16 protein-coding genes are annotated in these 19,616 nt (G+C 67.3%); 6 read left to right on the top strand and 10 right to left on the bottom strand.

Translation table 11 applies throughout. From position 1 onward, the window contains the following. Window positions 1-50 precede the first annotated feature (50 nt). The 6 genes from fumC to QP415_RS08735 form a co-directional block, all read right to left on the bottom strand. Window positions 51-1,460, bottom strand: a complete 1,410-nt coding sequence (fumC, locus tag QP415_RS08760; protein WP_285099728.1) for a class II fumarate hydratase — start codon at window positions 1,458-1,460, stop codon at window positions 51-53. Window positions 1,461-1,553: 93 nt separating this feature from the next. Further along, window positions 1,554-2,903, bottom strand: a complete 1,350-nt coding sequence (locus QP415_RS08755; protein WP_285099727.1) for an MFS transporter — start codon at window positions 2,901-2,903, stop codon at window positions 1,554-1,556. Window positions 2,904-2,978: 75 nt separating this feature from the next. Then, a complete protein-coding gene (locus QP415_RS08750) occupies window positions 2,979-3,512 on the bottom strand; it encodes a dihydrofolate reductase (RefSeq protein ID WP_285099726.1) in 534 nt (177 codons plus the stop codon). Beyond that, window positions 3,509-4,312 (bottom strand): thymidylate synthase, encoded by an 804-nt coding sequence (locus QP415_RS08745; RefSeq protein ID WP_285099725.1) that lies wholly within the window; start codon window positions 4,310-4,312, stop codon window positions 3,509-3,511. Before QP415_RS08745 ends, QP415_RS08750 begins: the two co-directional genes overlap by 4 nt. Before the next feature lies 1 nt (window position 4,313). Further along, on the bottom strand, window positions 4,314-4,739 hold the full coding sequence (locus tag QP415_RS08740) for an OsmC family protein (RefSeq protein ID WP_003789918.1): 426 nt from the start codon (window positions 4,737-4,739) through the stop codon (window positions 4,314-4,316). A gap of 87 nt (window positions 4,740-4,826) precedes the next feature. Further along, the gene (locus QP415_RS08735; protein WP_285099724.1) at window positions 4,827-5,309 is read right to left on the bottom strand and encodes a DUF2505 domain-containing protein; all 483 of its coding nucleotides are present in this window, start codon (window positions 5,307-5,309) and stop codon (window positions 4,827-4,829) included. A 97-nt stretch (window positions 5,310-5,406) separates the two neighbouring features. Between QP415_RS08735 and QP415_RS08730 the strand changes: the two genes are divergently transcribed. Further along, window positions 5,407-6,867 carry a sensor histidine kinase gene (locus tag QP415_RS08730; RefSeq protein WP_285099723.1) on the top strand — a complete coding sequence of 487 codons (1,461 nt, stop codon included), beginning with the start codon at window positions 5,407-5,409 and terminating at the stop codon, window positions 6,865-6,867. Window positions 6,868-6,974: 107 nt separating this feature from the next. Here QP415_RS08730 and QP415_RS08725 read toward each other — a convergent pair whose 3' ends face one another. Continuing rightward, complete coding sequence (locus tag QP415_RS08725; protein WP_048676768.1) at window positions 6,975-7,226, bottom strand: WhiB family transcriptional regulator; 252 nt, start codon at window positions 7,224-7,226, stop codon at window positions 6,975-6,977. Between the two features lie 155 nt (window positions 7,227-7,381). Then, window positions 7,382-10,414: an FtsK/SpoIIIE domain-containing protein gene (locus tag QP415_RS08720; RefSeq protein WP_285099722.1), complete on the bottom strand. Its 3,033-nt coding sequence runs from the start codon at window positions 10,412-10,414 to the stop codon at window positions 7,382-7,384. Between the two features lie 175 nt (window positions 10,415-10,589). Between QP415_RS08720 and ligA the strand changes: the two genes are divergently transcribed. Continuing rightward, window positions 10,590-12,923 (top strand): NAD-dependent DNA ligase LigA, encoded by a 2,334-nt coding sequence (gene ligA, locus QP415_RS08715; RefSeq protein WP_285099721.1) that lies wholly within the window; start codon window positions 10,590-10,592, stop codon window positions 12,921-12,923. 12 nt (window positions 12,924-12,935) lie between these two features. Here ligA and QP415_RS08710 read toward each other — a convergent pair whose 3' ends face one another. Continuing rightward, window positions 12,936-14,201, bottom strand: a complete 1,266-nt coding sequence (locus tag QP415_RS08710; protein ID WP_285099720.1) for a phospholipase D-like domain-containing protein — start codon at window positions 14,199-14,201, stop codon at window positions 12,936-12,938. Between the two features lie 18 nt (window positions 14,202-14,219). Between QP415_RS08710 and gatC the strand changes: the two genes are divergently transcribed. The 4 genes from gatC to QP415_RS08690 all read left to right on the top strand — a co-directional run bounded on the left by gatC (window position 14,220) and on the right by QP415_RS08690 (window position 19,220). Next, window positions 14,220-14,516 carry an Asp-tRNA(Asn)/Glu-tRNA(Gln) amidotransferase subunit GatC gene (gene gatC / locus QP415_RS08705; RefSeq protein ID WP_070834472.1) on the top strand — a complete coding sequence of 99 codons (297 nt, stop codon included), beginning with the start codon at window positions 14,220-14,222 and terminating at the stop codon, window positions 14,514-14,516. After that, window positions 14,516-16,021, top strand: a complete 1,506-nt coding sequence (gatA, locus tag QP415_RS08700; RefSeq protein ID WP_285099719.1) for an Asp-tRNA(Asn)/Glu-tRNA(Gln) amidotransferase subunit GatA — start codon at window positions 14,516-14,518, stop codon at window positions 16,019-16,021. The genes gatC and gatA overlap by 1 nt, the downstream gene beginning before the upstream one ends. Then, on the top strand, window positions 16,021-17,517 hold the full coding sequence (gene gatB / locus QP415_RS08695; protein WP_285099718.1) for an Asp-tRNA(Asn)/Glu-tRNA(Gln) amidotransferase subunit GatB: 1,497 nt from the start codon (window positions 16,021-16,023) through the stop codon (window positions 17,515-17,517). Before gatA ends, gatB begins: the two co-directional genes overlap by 1 nt. Before the next feature lie 275 nt (window positions 17,518-17,792). Further along, a complete protein-coding gene (locus QP415_RS08690) occupies window positions 17,793-19,220 on the top strand; it encodes an NAD-dependent malic enzyme (protein ID WP_016460035.1) in 1,428 nt (475 codons plus the stop codon). 192 nt (window positions 19,221-19,412) lie between these two features. Here the strand turns inward: QP415_RS08690 and QP415_RS08685 are convergent. Next, window positions 19,413-19,616: hypothetical protein (locus tag QP415_RS08685; RefSeq protein WP_285099717.1), on the bottom strand; the 204-nt coding region annotated here is incomplete at its 5' end.

The following is a 19,616-nucleotide window of genomic DNA, read 5'->3' as shown; positions in this document are numbered from 1 at the left end:
AAATGAACGAGGCCGGGGCCGAAACGTCAGTCGCGAACGCGACTAGCGGATCACTCGTCGGCGGCGCTGGGGTGCGTCATGTCGGCGGGAACGACCCACGCGTCGAACTCGTCGGCGCTCAGGAAGCCGAGCTCGAGCGCGGACTCGCGCAGCGACAGGCCCTTGTGATGCGCGTTCTTCGCGATCTTGGACGCCTTGTCGTAGCCGATGTGGCGGTTCAGGGCCGTCACCTGCATGAGGTTGATGTCCAGGTTGTGCTTGATCTTCTCGTAGTTGGGCTCGATGCCGTACGCGCAGTGCGTATCGAAGGACACGCAGGCGTCGCCCAGCAGACGGATGGACTCCAGGACGTTCCAGGCCATGACGGGCTTGAAGACGTTGAGCTGGAAGTTGCCCTGCGAGCCGGCGAAGCCGACCGTCGCGTCGTTGCCGAACACCTGGGTGGCGACCATCGTCATGGCCTCGCACTGGGTCGGGTTGACCTTGCCCGGCATGATGGACGAGCCCGGCTCGTTCTCGGGGATGATCAGCTCGCCGATGCCGTTACGCGGACCGGAGGCGTACCAGCGCACGTCGTTCGCGATCTTCATGAGGGCGTCGGCCAGGACGCGCAGCGCGCCCGAGACCAGCACCAGCGCGTCGTGCGCGCCCAGGGCGGCGAACAGGTTGTCGGCCTGCTTGAACTCGATGCCCGTCTCCTCGGAGATCTTCTTGGCGGTGAGCTCGCCGAACTTCGGGTGAGCGTTCAGGCCGGTGCCCACGGCGGTGCCGCCGATGGCCAGCTCGCGCGCACGCGTGTCCGCGTACTCGATGCCGTCGAGGGCGAAGTCGATCTGAGCAACCCAGCCGGAGATGACCTGGCCCAGGCGGATCGGGGTCGCGTCCTGCAGGTGGGTGCGGCCCACCATGATGACGTCGTCGAACTCCTTGGCCTTCTTGTCCAGGGTGTTACGCAGCTGGCGCACGCGCGGGTACATGTCGTGCAGCTCGGAGACGACCGCGATGTGCATGGCGGTGGGGAACGTGTCGTTGGAGGACTGACCGCGGTTCACGTGGTCGTTGGGGTGCACGGGGGTCTTGGTGCCCATGGTGCCGCCCGCGAGCTCGATGGCGCGGTTGGAGATGACCTCGTTGGCGTTCATGTTCGACTGGGTGCCCGAACCGGTCTGGAAGACGACCAGCGGGAAGTTGTCGTCGAGCTTGCCGGAGATGACCTCGTCGCCCGCCTGCGCGATGTAGCCGGCGATGTCGGCGGGCAGCTCGCCCAGCTCGGCGTTGGCCAGGGCCGCGGACTTCTTCAGGATGCCAAGGGCGCGCACCATCGGGCGACCCCACACGAAGGTGTTGCGTCCAATGTCGAAGTTGTGCAGCGAACGCTCGGTCTGAGCGCCCCAGTAACGGTTCGCGGGGACCTCAACGGCTCCCATCGAGTCGGTTTCGGTACGGGTTTCTTGTGCCACAGGTGGCTCCTTCGCGTAGGGCTTACGTACCCTCCTAGGATAGCGCCGCACGCGCACTGAGGCGTGGGGCACTCGTCCTAGTCGCCTCCTCGCTCAGCTACGATCCGCGCCGCGTGCTCCGTGCAGCAGCCACCAGGCGCACGCGCACGACAGCGCGACGAGTGAGAGCGCCAACGCGAAGGGCGACAGGGGCATCCACCCGTAGAGGGCGGTGGCGCTCACCGGGGCGACGATCCACGTGATCGCGCCGGTCGCGTTGATGACACCGGCGATGCCGCCCTGCTCGCGCGCGCTCACAGCCAGGGATGCGCCCGCCGAGTAACCGGGGGATGCCATGCCCGACGCGACGCCCATCGCGAACGTCGAGGCAGCCAGCGCCCACAGCGACGGCGCGAGGGTCAGGCAGGAAAGGGCGATGAGTGCGAGCGTCATGCCCGCCCGCAGGAGCCTGCGCGGCCCCCATCCCAGGCGTGGTACGACGATCAGCTGCATGAGCATGGCTCCGGCGGCGTTGGCCAGCAGCATGAGCGCGGTGACCGAGACTGCGGGTGCGGGGTCCAGTCCGCCGCGGTCCTGGACGAGGAAGCCCATCGTGATCTGAACGACGCCGTTTGCGAAATAGATGCCGAACACCGAGGCGATCCACGGGGCGATACGCCGGTCGGTCCACCGTACGCGCGGGGGCAGTTCGGCGGTGCCCTTCGCACCGCTCGCGTTATCCTCCGCGGTCGTTGCCGCCGGTTTCTTTGGTTCCGTTGACGAGGCCGGGGCCGCTTCCTCGGATTCCGCATCCTCATCGGTCAGGCGGGGTAGGCGCCTCCTCGCGCTCGTGGATGCTCCGTCGCGGGGTAGCCAGATGAGGGCGATGGCCAGGGCGATGAGGACGAAAATCGGCGTGGCGTGCACAGGGCCGAAAATCCACCACGCACCCAGCGCCGAGGACATGAGGGAACCGACCATGACGGACAGGTTGATGGCACCCGAGAAAGCGGACGTGCCGCGCACGCGCGAGGCCTCGTCGGGTGTCACCTCGGCGACGAGGGCCTGGCCCGTCGGCGGGATCGCCGCGACCGCCGCGCCGAAGAAGGGGCCGCGCGCCGCCATGATGGCACCCGCCGCAACAAGCGCACCGATGGAGCCGGCCGCCCGCGCCCACACGGCCGCCGAAAAAAGCGTGCCCGCCGTGAGCGCCAAGAAGAGCGCCAGCAGGATGACGCGCCTGCGCCCCCACGCGATCGAACGGCGCCCCCAGAACTGGCTGAGCGCCGTCACCGCGGCAGCCGCCAGGGACACCGCCGCGCCCACGATCCACTCGGGCAGGCTAAGAGCGCGCGACAGGGGAGCGATCGACACGTTGAGCATGTTCTGCGCCGTGTACGTAAACAGCGCGATCGCCACGAGCGCGCGCAGCGTCGGATTCGTCAGCAAAGGTGATGAGGGCACAGTGCATCCTACGACGAAGGCCCCGCGCGATGCGCGGGGCCTTGCCGGACAGGTATCGAAACGGGGGAGGGGTGCTTAGCGCTGCACCCAGGTGCTCACCTTCCAGCGAGCGTCCCCCGAGCGTTCACGCCACTGCGCGTCACTGCGCTCCACATCCTGGCGCCACAGCGCCGGATCCAACGGCGGCGCGTACACGAAGGTCGACCCCTCGGGAGCGCTCGCGGCCACGTCCAGCTCCAGGTCGGTCACCACGGCCTCGTCCAGGAGGGGAAGTGTCTGCGCGTAGAGCTGCGCCCCGCCCGTGATCCAGATGTAGGGGGCATCCGTGCGCGCCGTTTCCTCGCGCGCGGCATCCAAGGCCTCGTCGATCGAGGAGACGACGAGCGCACCTGCGGCCTCGTACCCGGGGGTGCGGGTGATGACGATGTTCGTGCGGCCCGGCAGAGCGCGCCCGAGAGCCTCCCACGAACGGCGGCCCATGATGATCGGGCAGCCCATCGTGGACTCCTTGAAGTGGCGGAAATCCGCGGGAACATGCCAGGACATGGCCGTGCCAGTCCCGAGGATCCCGTTGCTATCCTGCGCCCAAATCGCGGCGAGCTTCGTCATACGGCGACCGGAGCCTTGATCGTGGGGTGATGCTGGTAGTCGACGACCGAAATGTCATCGAAGGAGTACTCGAACATCGACGGGGCCTTAGCCAGCTCGAGGCGCCCGAACGGGTACGGCTCGCGGCTCAGCTGCTCTCTCACCTGCTCCGTGTGGTTGGAGTAGATGTGGCAGTCTCCGCCCGTCCAAATGAAGTCGCCGACCTCCAGGCCCGCCTGCTGGGCGAACATATGGGTGAGCAGCGAGTAGGACGCGATGTTGAAGGGTACACCCAGGAACATGTCGGCGCTGCGCTGGTAGAGCTGCAGCGACAGGCGGCCGTCGGCCACGTACAGCTGGAAGAATGCGTGGCAGGGCTCGAGCGCCATCTCCGGCAGGTCACCGACGTTCCACGCGGACACCACCATGCGGCGCGAATCCGGGTTCGTCTTCAGCGTCTCGAGGACCTGGGAGATCTGGTCAATACGGCGGCCGTCTCCCGCGTTCCACGAGCGCCACTGGACGCCGTACACCGGGCCCAGCTCGCCGTCCTCGTCCGCCCACTCATTCCAGATGCGGATGCCGTTGTCCTGGAGCCAGGACACGTTCGAGGAGCCCGACAGGAACCACAGGAGCTCGCCCACCACGGACTTGACGTGCACGCGCTTCGTCGTGATCAGCGGGAAGCCCTTGGACAGGTCGTAGCGCAGCTGCGCCCCGAACAGGGAACGCGTGCCCGTGCCGGTGCGGTCACCCTTGGGGGTGCCCTCACGCATAATGCGCGCCAGCAGGTCCTCGTACTGGCGGTCGACGGCGCTCACGTCAGTTGATCCGCTCGTTCGTCCACGTGTGCGAGGCCGGCAGAGCCTGGTCGACGACCGAGTGCTCGATCGTGCAGTTGCGCTTGATTGCGGCATCGGCGCGACGCTTGAGATCCTCGATCTCCTCGTCGGACAGGGCAGACATGTCCTGGACCAGCTCGACGTCCACGTGCGTGAAACGATCATTCTGCTGGTCGTAGTCGCCGGACACGCCGACGAACTGCTCGAAATCGTCGCCCAGGCGAGCCGCCATGCGGGCATCCGAGCTCATCGCGTTGCAGCCCGCGATCGCGAGCTTGAGCAGGTCGCCGGGGGAGAAGAGGCCGGGGCCGTGACCGATGCGGATCTCGGCGCCGTCCTGGTTGCGGGCGACGTACTGACGCACGCCCGTACGCTGCATGTACAGGGACTTCGGGGTATCACTCATGGGCACTATTGTGTCGCGAAAAGACACCGCCCGCCCGTGCAACATGCGCCGGGCGGGCGGGGTTCCTCGCAGAGCGTAGAAAAAGCTTTAGCGATGCTCCTCCAGCCACTGCGCGGCGCTCGCCTGCTCGCTGTCGGTCAGGCGACCCACGCGGGCCACTGTCTCCTTCTCGATGCGTCCGCCCAGCAGCGGCACGCGCACCGACAGGTTGCCGCTCACCTCGCGGGCTGAGCCCGCATCGGTTGGGGTCAGCGTGGACGTGGCCTCGACGGACACCGGCGCGCCGTCCACGGCCACCGACGTGCGGGACGAGGCCCCGGCCTCGTTGAGTGTCCACTCCTCGGTGAAAGTGACGCGCAGATCGGACTTGACAAATCGCGCTGCCGCCGCCGGAATCAGCTCGGGGCGCACGGTGCCCGCGTACGACACGCGCTCACCGTCCACGGACACGGTCGTCGAGCCTTCCACGACAAACCGGCCGAAGCGTCGCTCCAGGTAGTCGGGGGTCAGGTACATGGCGACAACCTCGTCGACCGTACCGGGATACGAAATAGACTGCGTGAACTGCATGGCTCTCCTGACGAAAGAAGCGGCGCCGAAGCGTGTCCCGGCGCTCATTTACAACGAAGGTCCGCCCTCGCGGCCCCACTCCCTTTAGAGTAGATGCATGCGTAGTCTCATGCAGTTAGCTGAAGAAGCCTCTTCGACGCCGTTGTCGGAGCAGGATATCGATTGGCTGCACCTCCTCCTCGCGGACTGGCAGGTGCTCGCTGACCTGGCGGCCGCCGACCTGGTTCTGTGGCTGCCCGCCGACGACGGGCGCTTCATCGCGGCCGCCCACTGCCGCCCCGCCACCTCCGCGACCGTCCACGTGGACGACATCATCGGCCTCCACCTGCCCGCCGCCCGCGAAATCGATCTGCGTCGCGCCCTGCAGTCCGGGGAGGTCGTGCGCTCGACGGCCGCGCGCTGGGCCGGCACGTACTCGATGATGGAAACCTGCGTGCCCGTGTGCCACGACGGGCGCATCATCGCCGTCGTCACGCGCGAGGCGAATCTGTCCAGCCCGCGTCTGTCTCTCGGATTCGAAGGATGGACGGTGGCGGCTGCCGACACTCTGTGCCAGATGATGGCACGCGGCGAATACCCCTACGACTCGACCCCGCAGGTCACCTCCCACGGCGTGCCGCGCGTCCTCGACGGTGCCGTCCTACTCGACGCGGAGGGGCGCGTGCAGCACGCGACCCCCAACGCCGTGTCCTGCCTGCGCCGCCTCGGCATCCGCACCCACGTGACCGGTAAGGTCCTCGCCCAGGAGATCACCGAGGTCATCGGCGAGGGGACCCTCATCGAGGAATCCATGGCGGTCGTCGTCATGGGCCGAGCCTCCTGGCGCGTTGAGATCGCGGCGCGTGCATCCACCGTCAGTATGCGAGCCCTGCCCCTCGTCAACGGGCGCAAGCGCCTGGGCGCCGTCATCCTCACGCGCGACGTGTCCGAGGTACACCGCCACGAGCAGGAGCTCATGACGAAGGATGCGACGATCCGCGAAATCCACCACCGGGTGAAGAACAATCTGCAGACCGTGTCCGCCCTGCTGCGCCTGCAGTCGCGCCGATCCTCCGAGGAGGCTGTCAAGGTGGCGCTTGCCGAGGCCGAGCGTCGCGTGCAGGCCATCGCGACCGTGCACGCCGCCCTGTCGCAGAACGTGGACGAGTCGGTGGACTTCGACGAGGTCGCACGCACGATCGTGCGCATGGCCGGTGCGATCGCCTCGACGGACCACGCCGTTGAGGTCATCACGACCGGCAGCTTCGGCACCATTCAGGCCGACCAGGCCCAGGCTCTGGCCACGGTCCTGAACGAGCTAGTCGCCAACTCTGTCGAGCACGGCCTCGCGGACCGTGATGGCCTTATCGAGGTGCGCGCCGAGCGCCAGGGCTCGTCGATGACCGTGACCGTCGCCGACGACGGTGTGGGCTTCGTACCGGGAACTCCTATGAGCGGCCTGGGTACGCAGATCGTCCACCAGATGGTGCGCGGTGAACTCAAGGGCTCCATCGAGTGGGCCCCGCGCGAGGGCGGCGGCACGCTCGTGACGCTCCACGCGAACCTGGACCCCGCCTGACGGGGGTTCCGCGGGCTGGCTCAACGTTTCACCTATGAACGAGGCCGGGGATCCTTGGTGGATCTCCGGCCTTGATCGTTGGTGCGCCGCGGGGCGGCGGTGGTCTGTTAGCAGCCCGCGCGGCGTGCGCGTGCGGCGCGGCGCTTGAGCGCGCGGCGCTCTTCCTCGCTCATGCCGCCCCAGACGCCGGCATCCTGGTTGTTATCGATAGCCCACTGCAGGCAGATGCCCACGACCTCACACTCGCGGCACACGGCCTTGGCCTCGGCGACCTGTGCGATGGCCGGACCCGTGTTCCCGATGGGGAAGAAAAGTTCCGGGTCAACTGTCAGGCATGCCGCCTTACTCCGCCAATCCATGATGTGTCTTTCGCTCCTCGACTGCCGTGCGCTCGGGATGTTTCGCTTGTTCTCTTGTCAGTGTCCGTTCGTCATCTTAGTCGTGCAAGGGGGAGGCAACAGCGAAATGACAACGTCACTATGCGGCTGCTCACGGAGCCCGAATAAGATGGGACTTAGGTATTAACTGACCCAACGGTTAGTTGGACGGTTGTCAGGGTATCACCCTCGCAGATCAGTCCGCATGAAGGGGACCAGCGTCGTGCGAGGACGGAGAGCGGGGATGCGTGGCATTGTTGAATTAATGCGCGAATGACGTTGTTCGTGGGATTCATCGCGAGAACTCGGTGCCCGTCCCATCTGGCGATACGAGTCCAGGATCCTTGAGGAATTACGTCAGAAATTGTTGGCGTTTCTGCCCATCCGAGATACGCGTGGAGCGCTGTGAGGATGGACGCGTCCTCCTGCCTACCGATGATGATCCACGGCAGCGGGTGATCCCATGTCGGCGCGTCGTACGTCGGTCCGATCAGGGCCGGTGCATCCGTATTTCTGACCAGCGCCGAGACAGTTGCTGGGCTGGGAATGCGCCAGCTGTTTCTCTCATGTCCAAGATGAGCTCCCAGGTCACACGCGGTCCTGGGTATGCATGCGAGGAGGGTGCGTTCTCCGGGCCGTGCGAGCAGCGCCTGTCCAGGGCCGAGCGTGCGCAGGTCGGCGGGGGAGATGCCAGCATGGAGCGCTTCGTCCGCATCGCGTGCGCGCACGAGGCGTGTCGAAAACGCGCCCATCGTGGCACTCGATGCGGTGAAGCGCCCCGGGTAGGCCGCGACGATAATGACGCCTGCTCGCCGTGCTCCGCCCAGCAGCGCTGCCCAGAGGGAATCCGCCTGTGGGGCTGACAGTGCCTGGGTGAGGGAGGCGCGCAGTGCGGCCGCGTCGGTGATAGCCAGGACCGCTGGGCCGTGCTCGCAGATGCCCTCCAGCAGGTCGATGGTGGAGAGGTCGTCGCAGGCCAGGAATGACGCGCAGCCCGCAGCGTCCCCGTCTCCGATCACGTGGAGGGGATAGCCGCACCGACTTGCGATGCGTGTCGCGAGGGCGAGGGCCCACCGCGAGGCGAGGTCGGCCTCGTGCGCGCTGGCCTGAATCTGGATGCTTCCGCCGTCCCACACGAATGGGGAATGTTCCTCGATTCCTTCGACGAGGCCGAGGGTGAGGGCCCCTGCATGCGTCGGGGTGGTGCTTGGGTACTGGTGTGTGAGTGCGGTTGCGTATCCGTTCGCAGCGTCAACCTCGTCCCACGTGAGGGTTTCGGGCAGCTCGGGTGCCCATAGAGGAGCCGTACCCCCGTGTGGCCACGAGCGCGCGCAGCGCGAGACGACCTCGGCGACGTTATCCATGTAGGCCAACTGGATGACGCCGACGCCGTCGAGGACAGCGCGCCCGGGAACCCGGGGCAGCGAGGCGGCCCGTGCATCCCCGAGGATGTCGGTCGAATCGGCGGCGCTCACGCAGCGCAGGGATAGGCGAATGTCCATGTTGGCGCGCATCTGCGCACTCACGGCCCCCGACGGGCGCTGGGTTGCGGCAATGAGGTGGAGACCCAGGCTGCGCCCCTGCGCGGCGAGCCGTAGCAGGACCTCCATCGAGGATGGGTGAGCCTGGGCGAGGAAACGGAACTCGTCGATGGCAACGATGAGTCGGGCGGGGGCCTCGGGGACCGAGGAGGGGTCGCCCTCGTGGGCGCGCTCCCACGTGGCCAGGTCGGGGAACCCGCGTGCACGCAATTGCTCCTCGCGGCGCTGTAGCTCGGCAGCGATCCCCTCGAGAGCCCGTGTCGTCGCACCGGGATCCAAATCGGTGAGGAGCGCGTGCGTGTGGGGCAGTGCCTGCAGGCGGGCGAATGTCGAGCCACCCTTGTAGTCGATGAGGACGAAGCGCACCTTGTCGGGGCTGTAGCAGTGCGCGATGGAGGCAAGCCAGCCGATCAGCGCCTCCGATTTCCCGGAACCCGTACACCCGGCGACGAGCGCGTGCGGGCCATCAGAGACGAGGTCCAGCTCGATGGGGCCAGACTGCGACATCCCGATCCGCACGCTCAGGACGCCGGAGGACCCACGGGCATGGTCTGGATCCCATCCCACGCGCGAGGGGAGAGCGTCGCGAGCATCCGCTCGGGTGACCGTCCACCACCACTGAGGCGCGACCGGCAGATCATCGGTGACACACACCTGCGCGCACCAGGACGGCAGGCGAGCGATGGAGGACGCGTACCCGATGTGCACGGTCGGTCTGTCATCTGCCGCGCCTTGCGCGCAGTGCGGGCACGACTCGCCAGCACTCACGTGGATGTCCACGCCCGCGTGCCCCAGCAGGACTGGGGAGGCGCTGTTCCACCACACTCGCGCGCCTCCCACCTGCGCGGCTATCTGCCCCGCGCACCACAGGGCACACTGGGTGGCGTGGAGTCCCGCGATACCGAGCGCGGAGCGCCCCGGCTCATCCGACGACGTCGAGAGGAGCACGCGTTGACGGGGGCTCGTGGCCCGTCCCGGCCACACGCTCGCCCGCACGCTCCGGGGCGAGGGGCCGCAGTCAGGTAGTCCAGCGAGCACCAGTGAGAGCGTGGCGCCATCCCAACCCCTACGCCGCCGACGCGCACGCCAGCAGAGAATGATCGCGGTGACGCAGGCGACGGCCGCCACCAGCGAAGCGATACCGATCCATAACCGTGGAGCGCTCGCGGCTGCTCGCAGGCGCCAGCCCATGAAACCGAGCATGACGACGACGGAAACCAGGGGTGCGCCCCTGAGCAGGGACGATACCGTGAGCGAGCCCCGGCCTCGTCGCTCGACGCCCGGCCACGCCAAGCGCATCGGGCGCGCGCGGACCTCGAAAACGTCGTCACCGAGGCGCAGGCGGGCCCCGGGGATCATTTCCCGCGCGGTTCGGGCACTGCGCCACCAGCGCGCGCGGGTGCGCAGCCGAAACGGAGGGGAATCCGGTCGGGCATCAAGGAACGCGCGACCCTCACGCGTGGTGAAAACCGCGTGTGTGCGCGCCACGCTCGCGCATGACAGGGGCATATCGCCCGCGCGACCGACCGTGCCGGGGGCCACCACGACACCAACGTCGGGTCCCTGAACGCACGCGAGGTGCAGGTCGGTGCGCAGGGCAGCGCGGGCGAGACAACCGGAATCTTTCATAACCCAACGATCCCGCCCCTTGTGGGCGCATTCAAGCGCCAGGATGTGCCCTGTGGATAACCGCTCGCGGCCCCGAAACCCTGTGGATAAGCGCCTCGCAGGACCGTGTGGGTATGGCCACCTCCGCCGTTGGAAGGCCTCGCCCACCGGCCCGCCAGCCTCCTGGAATGCAAGAATGGACCCCATGGCTGACTCCACGTTCGAGACGACACGCGACCGTTACAACGACCTCGTTGAGCGCATCAACGAGGCTCGCGCCGCCTACTACGACCGTGATTCGCCGACTCTTGCGGACGCAGACTACGACCGCATGTATCGCGAGGTTGAGGAGATCGAGGAGCGCTACCCGCAGCTGCGCGGCGCCGACTCGCCCACGATGAGCGTGGGCGGCAGCGTCGACTCCGGTTTCGCCGAGGTGCGCCACCTTGCCCAGATGATGTCCCTCGATGACGTGTTCTCCCTCGAGGAGCTCGCCGGGTGGGAGACGCGCATGGCCGAGGCGACCGGCATTTCTGACCTGGAGATGACGACCGAGGTGAAGGTCGATGGCCTCTCGATCAACCTCCTCTACGAGAACGGCCGCCTCGTGCGCGCCGCCACCCGAGGCGACGGCTACGTTGGCGAGGACGTCACCGCCAACGCGCGCACGATCGCGTCGATCCCGCAGACCCTCACCGGCACCGTGCCCACGCGCATCGAGGTGCGTGGCGAGGTCTACTTCCCGGTCGCCGACTTCGCCGCCTTCAACGAAGCCCGCGTCGAGGCCGGAGAAAAGACCTTCGTCAACGCGCGCAACGCGGCCGCCGGTTCCCTGCGCCAGAAGGACCCCGCCGAGACCGCCAAGCGCCCCCTCGCGATGGTCGCCCACGGCATCGGCTTCGTCGAGGCCGGGGATGAGTTCAGCGAGCCGACTACCCAGATGGGCTGGTACGAGCAGCTGCGCGAATGGGGCCTGCCCGTCTCGCCCTACACGCGCCTGCTGACGGGCCGCAAGGCCATTGAGGACCGCATCGCGGAGATTGGCGCGGACCGCCACGGCCTCGTGCACGAGATCGACGGCGTCGTCGTCAAGGTTAACGACCTGGCCCTCCAGCGTTCCCTCGGCTCGACCTCGCGCACCCCGCGCTGGGCGGCTGCCTACAAGTTCCCGCCCGAGGAGGTGCACACGCGCCTGCTCGACATCCGCGTCCAGGTGGGCCGCACCGGGCGCGTCACCCCCTACGGTGTCATGGAATCCGTGCTGGTTGCCGGCTCGAACGTCGCGCGCGCAACCCTGCACAACGCCCAGGAGGTCGCGCGAAAGGGAGTCCTCATCGGCGACCTCGTCGTTCTGCGCAAGGCCGGCGACGTGATCCCCGAGATCGTCGCCCCCGTCGAGGATGCGCGCAACGGCTCCGAGCGCCCCTTCGTCATGCCTGCCGAGTGCCCCTCCTGCGGGACCCCCCTCGTGCAAGAGAAGGAAGGCGACGTCGACCTGCGCTGCCCCAACAAGGGCGCATGCCCCGCACAGATCACCGAGCGCCTCGCCCACGTCGGCGCCCGATCCGCCCTGGACGTGGAGGGCCTCGGCGACGAGTCTGCGCTCGCCATGACTCAGCCCGAAAACGACCGCGACGAGGTGGCGGCCGCCCTGGTCGCCGGCCATAGCGTCACCCTCGAGGACGGCACCGTCCTCACGCTTGAGGGCGGCCGCGACCTGCCCCACGGTGAGCAGATCACCCGCGCCGAAGAACTCCTGCCCGCCCCGCAGGCTCCCGCCCTGCGCACGGAGGCCGCGCTCTTCGACTTGCGCGCGCAGGATCTGCGCGACGTCATGGTGTGGAAGCCCGTCAAGAAGAAGGGCGAGGAAACCGGGGACTGGAAGCAGGTCCGCTACTTCTGGACCAAGGCCTTCAAGCCCCGCAAGCTGCGCGGACAGACCGTTTTCGAGCCTATCGAGCCCAGCGCCTCCAAGGGCACCGAGAAAATGCTCGCCGAGCTGGAGAAGGCCAAGAGTCAGCCCCTCGCGCGCGTCCTCGTCGCCCTGTCCATCCGCCACGTCGGCCCCACGGCGGCACGAGCGCTCGCGGACACCTTCCGCTCGATGGACGCCCTGCGCGCCGCATCGGTCGAGGAGCTCTCCGCCGTTGAGGGCGTGGGCGAGGAAATCGGCCGCTCCCTGCGCGACTGGTTTACCGTCGACTGGCACCTGGAGGTGCTCGAGGCATGGGCGCGCGCGGGCGTGCGCATGGCCGACGAGGCCCCCGAGCCGGCCTCGGACGTGCTTGCTGGCCTCACCATCGTCGTCTCGGGCGCGATGCCCGGATACGACCGCGAAGGAGCCAAGGAAGCGATCACCTCGCGCGGCGGGAAAGCAGCGGGCTCGGTCTCGAAGAAGACCTCGCTCGTGGTCGCCGGCCCGGGCGCGGGTTCCAAGGCCGCGAAGGCCGAGGCCCTGGGCGTCCCCGTCATCACGGAAGCGCAGTTCGCGGACCTCCTCGAGGGAGGCCTGGCGGCCGTCGGCCTGTAACGAGGCCGGGGCTCAGACGAGGGGCTCCAAGGGGCCCAGCAACACCTCGCCCACGCGGGTGAGGGTCGAGCGCTTCTCCCACTCGTCGATCGTCAGGCGGCGGGCCGTCGTCAGGTCGTTCGCGAAAATCTCCTCCATGCGCGCGGCCAGCGGGCGCGAGAAGAACTGCAGGCACACCTCGTAGTTGCCGCGCATCGACAGTCGGTCGATATTCGCCGTGCCGATCGTCGACCAGCGACCGTCCACCGTCATCGTCTTCGAGTGGACCATCGCGTGCTGGTACAGCCAGATCTCCACGCCCTCGCGCAGCAGCTCGCCGTAGTAGGGGCGCGCCACCCAGTCCGCCAGGATGTGGTTGGAATACTCCGGGATCAGCACTTGGACGCGCACGCCTCGGCGCGCAGCGGCGATCAGGGAGGAGAGGACCTCGCGGTCGGGGATGAAGTACGCCGTCGTGATGAGCACGCGGTCGGTCGCCCGCTCGATCGCGTCGATGTACATGCCTCGGATCGGGTAGAGCAGGTTGTGGGGCAGATTGAACTGCGCGGTCACGTCCGCGCTCCATGCGCGCGCCCCCTGATCGGGCAGCTCTGGGCTGGTTTTCGGGCGGAAGTGATTCCAGAAGTCCACGAAGCCGTTCTCTAGCTCCCACACGGCCTCGCCCGTGATGCGCACGTGGGTGTCGCGCCACTCGTTCGCGAACGGGTCGCCGATGTTGTAGCCGCCGACAAAGCCGACCTCGCCGTCGACCACGAGGATCTTGCGGTGATCCTGGCCCGTGCGGCGAATGTTCAGGGTGAAGAAGCCCGAGCGCAGCGTCGGGAACTTGCGCACGTGCAGGTTCGGCATCGCGGGGAACTTGTAGAAGCGTGGATCCTGGTTGAGGACACCGAATCCGTCCCAGATGCAGAAGACCTCGACACCGCGCTGTGCGGCGGCGATCAGCGCGTCCTTGAATCGCTGTCCCCAGCTGTCCGAGCGCCAAATGAAGGTCTCGAAATAAATGTGATGCGTCGCCCCTTCGATGGCCTCCAGCATGTCCTCGTACAGGGAGTGTCCCTCCGTGTACGTGCGCGCCACGGTGTCGCCGATCTGGGTGTCGGCGGGAGGCAGGGTCGGGAAACCGTGCACGCCACCGGGGATACGGGCGGTGCGCATGCGGTCGATCGCGTGGACGGTGACGACCGCCGCCGCCTGGGCGGCGAGCAGGGCAATGCCCGCTTTTTTGACGATCGACCACGTCTGCCTGGTGAGTTGGCGTCGCTGTGAAAAGGCCATACGGGTAGGATGCCACACATGTCACGCATTAGTACTGACGAGGTCGCCCGCGTCGCGGGCCTGGCCCATATCGCATTGACCGACGAGGAAATTACGCGTTTCGCGGGTGAACTCGACGCGATCGCCGACGCCGTCTCCAAGGTGTCCGAGGTCGCCACCCCCGAGGTGCCCGCCACCTCCCACCCGATTCCGCTGACCAACGTGTGGCGCGAGGACGTGGTGGGCGAAACCGTCGACCGCGACGAGGTGCTCGCTCAGGCGCCCGCCGCCCAGGACGGCCAGTTCCTGGTTCCGCAGATTCTGGGGGAGGACTGATGAACGAGCTGCTGAAGAAGAGCGCCCTGGAGCTGGCGGACATGCTGGCCGCCGGCCAGATCACTTCCGTTGAGTTGACCCAGGCGTGCCTGGACCGCATCGACGCCATTGACGATCGCGTCAACGCCTTCATCACCGTCGACCGCGAGGGCGCCCTGGCCACCGCGGCCGACGTGGACGCGCGCCGCGCGGCGGGGGAGACCCTGCACCGCCTGGCGGGCGTGCCGATCGCCGTGAAGGACAACGTGGTGACGCGCGGCCTGCGCACCACCTGCGCCTCGAAGATCCTGGGCGACTGGGAGCCTCCCTACGATGCGACCGTCACCACCAAGATCAAGGAAGCTGGCCTGCCCATCGTCGGCAAGACCAACATGGACGAGTTCGCCATGGGTTCGTCCACCGAGCACTCCGCGTTCGGTGCGACGAAGAACCCGTGGGACACCGAGCGTATCCCCGGCGGCTCCGGCGGTGGCTCGGCCGCAGCTGTTGCGGCCTACATGGTGCCCCTCGCGCTCGGTTCCGACACGGGTGGCTCGATCCGCCAGCCCGCGTTCGTGACCGGCACGGTCGGCGCGAAGCCCACGTACGGCGCGGTGTCGCGTTACGGCCTGGTGGCCATGGCCTCGTCCCTGGACCAGATCGGCCCCGTCACCCGCACGGTCGCCGACGCGGCCGCACTCACCGAGCTGATCGGCGGCTACGACCCCCACGACTCGACCTCCCTGAACGAGCCGGTTCCCGCGCTCACGCAGGCCGTCGAAACCGTGGCCGCACAGGGCTCCATGAAGGGCCTGAAGGTCGGCGTCGTCAAGGAGCTGAGCGGCGAGGGTTACCAGCAGGACGTCATCGACGCCTTCAACGCCACCGTCGAGAAGCTGCGCGAGGCTGGCGCGCAGATCGTCGAGGTCTCGTGCCCGCACCTGGAATACTCGCTGGGCGCCTACTACCTGATCATGCCCGCCGAGGTCTCTTCGAACCTGGCCCGCTTCGACGGCATGCGCTACGGCATCCGCGTCGAGCCCACCGAGGGCCCCGTGACCGCCGAGCGCGTCATGGCCGCCACCCGCGAGGCCGGCTTCGGCGACGAGGTCAAGCGCCGCATCATCCTGGGCACGCACGTGCTTTCGGCTGGCTACTACGACGCCTACTACGGCAGCGCGCAGAAGGTGCGCACGCTCATTCAGCGTGACTTCGACGCGGTGTTCGAGCAGGTCGACGTCCTCGTGTCCCCGACGGCGCCCGAGACGGCCTTCAAGTTCGGCGAGAAGACCTCCGATCCGCTGGCCATGTACCTCTACGACGTCGCGACGATCCCCGCGAACCTGGCGGGTATCCCCGGCATGAATGTGCCCAACGCGGTGTCTTCCGAGGGCCTGCCCATCGGCTTCCAGGTGCTGGCCCCCGCGCGCGGCGACCTGGTCATGTACAAGGTGGCGTCCCTGGTGGAGGCGCTCAGCGACGACGTCGCGGGTCAGTGCCCCGCAGCTAACTGGGAGGAAAAGTGATGACTGAGCTCATGGATTACGACGAGGCGGCACGCCGCTTCGACCCGGTTCTCGGCATTGAGGTGCACGTCGAGCTGGGCACCAAGACCAAGATGTTCGACGCCGCCCCCAACGCGTTTGGCGGCGACCCGAACACGTACGTGACCCCCGTGTCGCTGGGTCTGCCCGGCTCCCTGCCGGTCGTCAACCACAAGGCCGTCGAGTACGCCATCAAGATCGGCCTGGCCCTGAACTGCGAGATCGCGGAGTACTGCCGTTTCGCGCGTAAGAACTACTTCTACCCGGACCTGACGAAGGCCTTCCAGACCTCTCAGTCCGACGAGCCGATCGCTCACGATGGCTATGTCGACGTCGAGCTCGAGGACGGCACCATGTTCCGCGTGCAGATTGAGCGCGCGCACATGGAGGAGGATGCCGGCAAGAACACGCACATCGGTGGCGCTGACGGCCGTATCCAGGGCGCGGACCACTCGCTCGTGGACTACAACCGCGCGGGCGTGCCGCTCGTGGAGATCGTGACCCGCCCGATCGAGGGTGCCGGCGAGCGTGCGCCCGAGGTGGCTGCCGCCTATGTGCAGGCCCTGCGCGACATCTTCCGTGCCCTCGACGTGTCCGAGGCCCGCATGGAGCGCGGCAACGTGCGCGCCGACATCAACGTGTCGCTGCGCCCGACGCCCGAGTCGCCCCTCGGGACGCGTACCGAGACGAAGAACGTGAACTCCTTCCGTGGCATCGCCTCGGCCGTGCGCTACGAGATGCAGCGTCAGGCACAGATCCTGGCTGATGGTGGCACGATCCTGCAGGAGACCCGCCACTACCACGAGGAGGACGGCTCGACGTCGTCCGGTCGTGAGAAGTCGGATTCCGAGGACTACCGCTACTTCCCCGAGCCCGACCTGGTGCCGATCCGTCCGGATCGCGAATGGGTCGAGGAGCTGCGTGCTTCGCTGCCCGAGCTGCCCGTCGCCAAGCGCCGCCGCCTGCGCTCCGAATGGGGCTACGCGGATATGGAGATGCGCGACGTCATCAACGCCGGTGCCCTCGAGCTTATCGAGGCCACGGTCGCCGCTGGCTGCGATCCCGCCTCCGCCCGCAAGTGGTGGATGGGCGAGATCTCGCGTCGCGCCAAGGAACGCGAGGTCTCCCTGGACGAGGCCGGGGTCAGCCCCGCTCAGGTCGCTGAGCTCCAGGGTCTCATCGACTCTGGCCGCATCAACGACAAGCTGGCGCGTCAGGCCCTCGAGGGCGTCCTCGCGGGCGAAGGTGACCCGACGCAGGTCGTCGAGGCCCGAGGCCTCGAGGTTGTCTCCGACGACGGTGCCCTGACGGCGGCCGTCCAGGAGGCCCTGGACGCCCACCCCGACATCGTCGAGAAGATCAAGGGCGGCAAGGTCCAGGCGGCCGGTGCCCTCGTCGGCGCGGTCATGAAGGCCACCCGCGGGCAGGCTGACGCCGCCCGCGTGCGCGAGCTGATCATGGAGATGGTCGGCGCCTGAGGTTCATCCTCACGAGCGAAAGGGGCCGGGATCGATGCGATCCCGGCCCCTTTCGTCATGTTGGGACTGTGCGTACTGCTTCGCGGACAGGATCCGGCGAGCGTACCCCGGCCTCGTGCCTGCCTTCCCCAGAAGGAGCCCCGGCCTCGTCCCTGATCATGCGCACGTGTCCACGTTGTGGCCTCCCCCTTCCGGCAGGCGTGCAAAGTTACTTAGGATGAGCGCGTGAGGACAGCCTGACCGCCTGTGGCCGGGCGCCCAACGAAAGGACAGATATGCGCACATCGCCGTCGTACACCGCCTCCTACCGCATCGAGGTGGACGAGAAGACGACTTCCATCGCGTCCATTGTTGACGCAGTCTCTTCGACTGGAGCGGAGATCAAAGGCCTCGACGTGGCCGACTCCGACCGCGGGCGCATCATCATCGACCTGACGTGCGACATGCGCGATTCTGAGCACCGTCGCGAGGTCCGTGACGCCATCAACGCGCTGCCTGGCGTAGCCTCCGACTCGGTTGCCGACCAGACCTTCATGAGCCACATCGGCGGCAAGGTGGAAATCCACTCCAAGGTGCCGCTGCGCAACCGTGACGACCTCTCGCGCGCCTACACCCCCGGCGTTGCCCGCGTGTGCACCGCCATCCACGACATGCCCCAGAAGGCCCACCTGCTGACCATGAAGGCCAACACGGTCGCGGTCGTCTCCGACGGCACCGCGGTGCTCGGCCTGGGCGACATCGGGCCCGAGGCCGCCCTGCCCGTCATGGAGGGCAAGGCCGTCCTGTTCAAGGAATTCGGCGGCGTCGACGCGTGGCCCGTCGTCCTGGACACCAAGGACACCGAGGAGATCATCGCGATCGTCAAGGCCATCGCGCCCGCGTACGGTGGCATCAACCTGGAGGACATCTCCGCGCCGCGTTGCTTCGAGATCGAAGAGCGCCTGCGCGCCGAGCTCGACATCCCCGTCTTCCACGACGACCAGCACGGCACCGCGATCGTGGTGCTCTCCGCGCTCATCAACGCGCTGAAGATCGTGGGCAAGAAGATCGAAGACGTGCGTATTGTCGTCTCCGGCGTCGGCGCTGCCGGTAACGCAATCATCCGACTGCTGCTCGCTCAGGGCGCGCGCGACATCATCGGCTGTGGCCGCGACGGTGCGCTGTCCGGCGACGCCACCGAAGGCATGCACCCCTCCCGTAAGGCCCTGGCCGAGGCCACCAACCCCCGCCACGTCCACGGCTCCCTCAAGGAGGTCCTGAAGGGCGCCGACGTCTTCATCGGCGTCTCCTCCGGCAACATCCTCGAGCCCGCAGACATTGAGACCATGGCCGACGACGCGATCGTCTTCGCCCTGGCGAACCCCACGCCCGAGGTTGACCCGATCGGTGCGGGGAAGTACGCGGCCGTCGTAGCGACGGGCCGCAGCGACTACCCGAACCAGATCAACAACGTGCTGGCCTTCCCCGGCCTGTTCCGTGGTCTCCTCGATGCGAAGGTCAAGGAGATTACGACCGAGGTCCTGCGCGTTGCCGCCGTAGCTATCGCGTCGGTGATCTCCGAGGACGAGCTCAGCCCGTCCTACATCATCCCCGGTGCCTTCGATAAGCGGGTTGCGCCCGCCGTCTCCAAGGCCGTGCGTCGCGCCGTGCGCGACCTTCCGACCGTGGATATCCCCGTCCAGCCCGACATGGATGTGAACTGAGAGTCATTTCGGCTGTTTGGCGGGCCCGATCGCGCTTTTGAGGCGCGGTCGGGCCCGCCCTTTTGCTGCCGGAGAGGGGGAGTGCAAGAGAAGTTGAAGTCGACTTTTCGTTGTGTTTGGTGGGTTTGTGGGGTGTGTGTTGGGGGTCACGGTGTTTTGGTTTGACTTTGGGTGTGGGGGTGAGTAGATTATTCACCTGTCGCCGCGAGCTTGTGAGTGGGTTTGTGGTGGTGGTTCACTGCTTTGGTGGCTGGGTTTTGTGGCTTGGTTGCTGGGGTGTGTGGGTGTTGTTTGTGAACTCGATAGTGTGTTTGTTTGTTTTTTTATGCCTGTTTTTTGTTTTTGAGTGTTTTTGGTTGGGATTGCTGGCTGGCCTTGTTTGGTTGGTTGGTTTTT

The sequence above is a fragment of the Pauljensenia sp. UMB3104 genome, from assembly GCF_030217285.1.
Lineage (GTDB): Bacteria > Actinomycetota > Actinomycetes > Actinomycetales > Actinomycetaceae > Pauljensenia.
The sequence above is the reverse complement of the archived record's forward strand: the minus strand, read 5'-3'. Positions and strand labels throughout refer to the sequence as shown.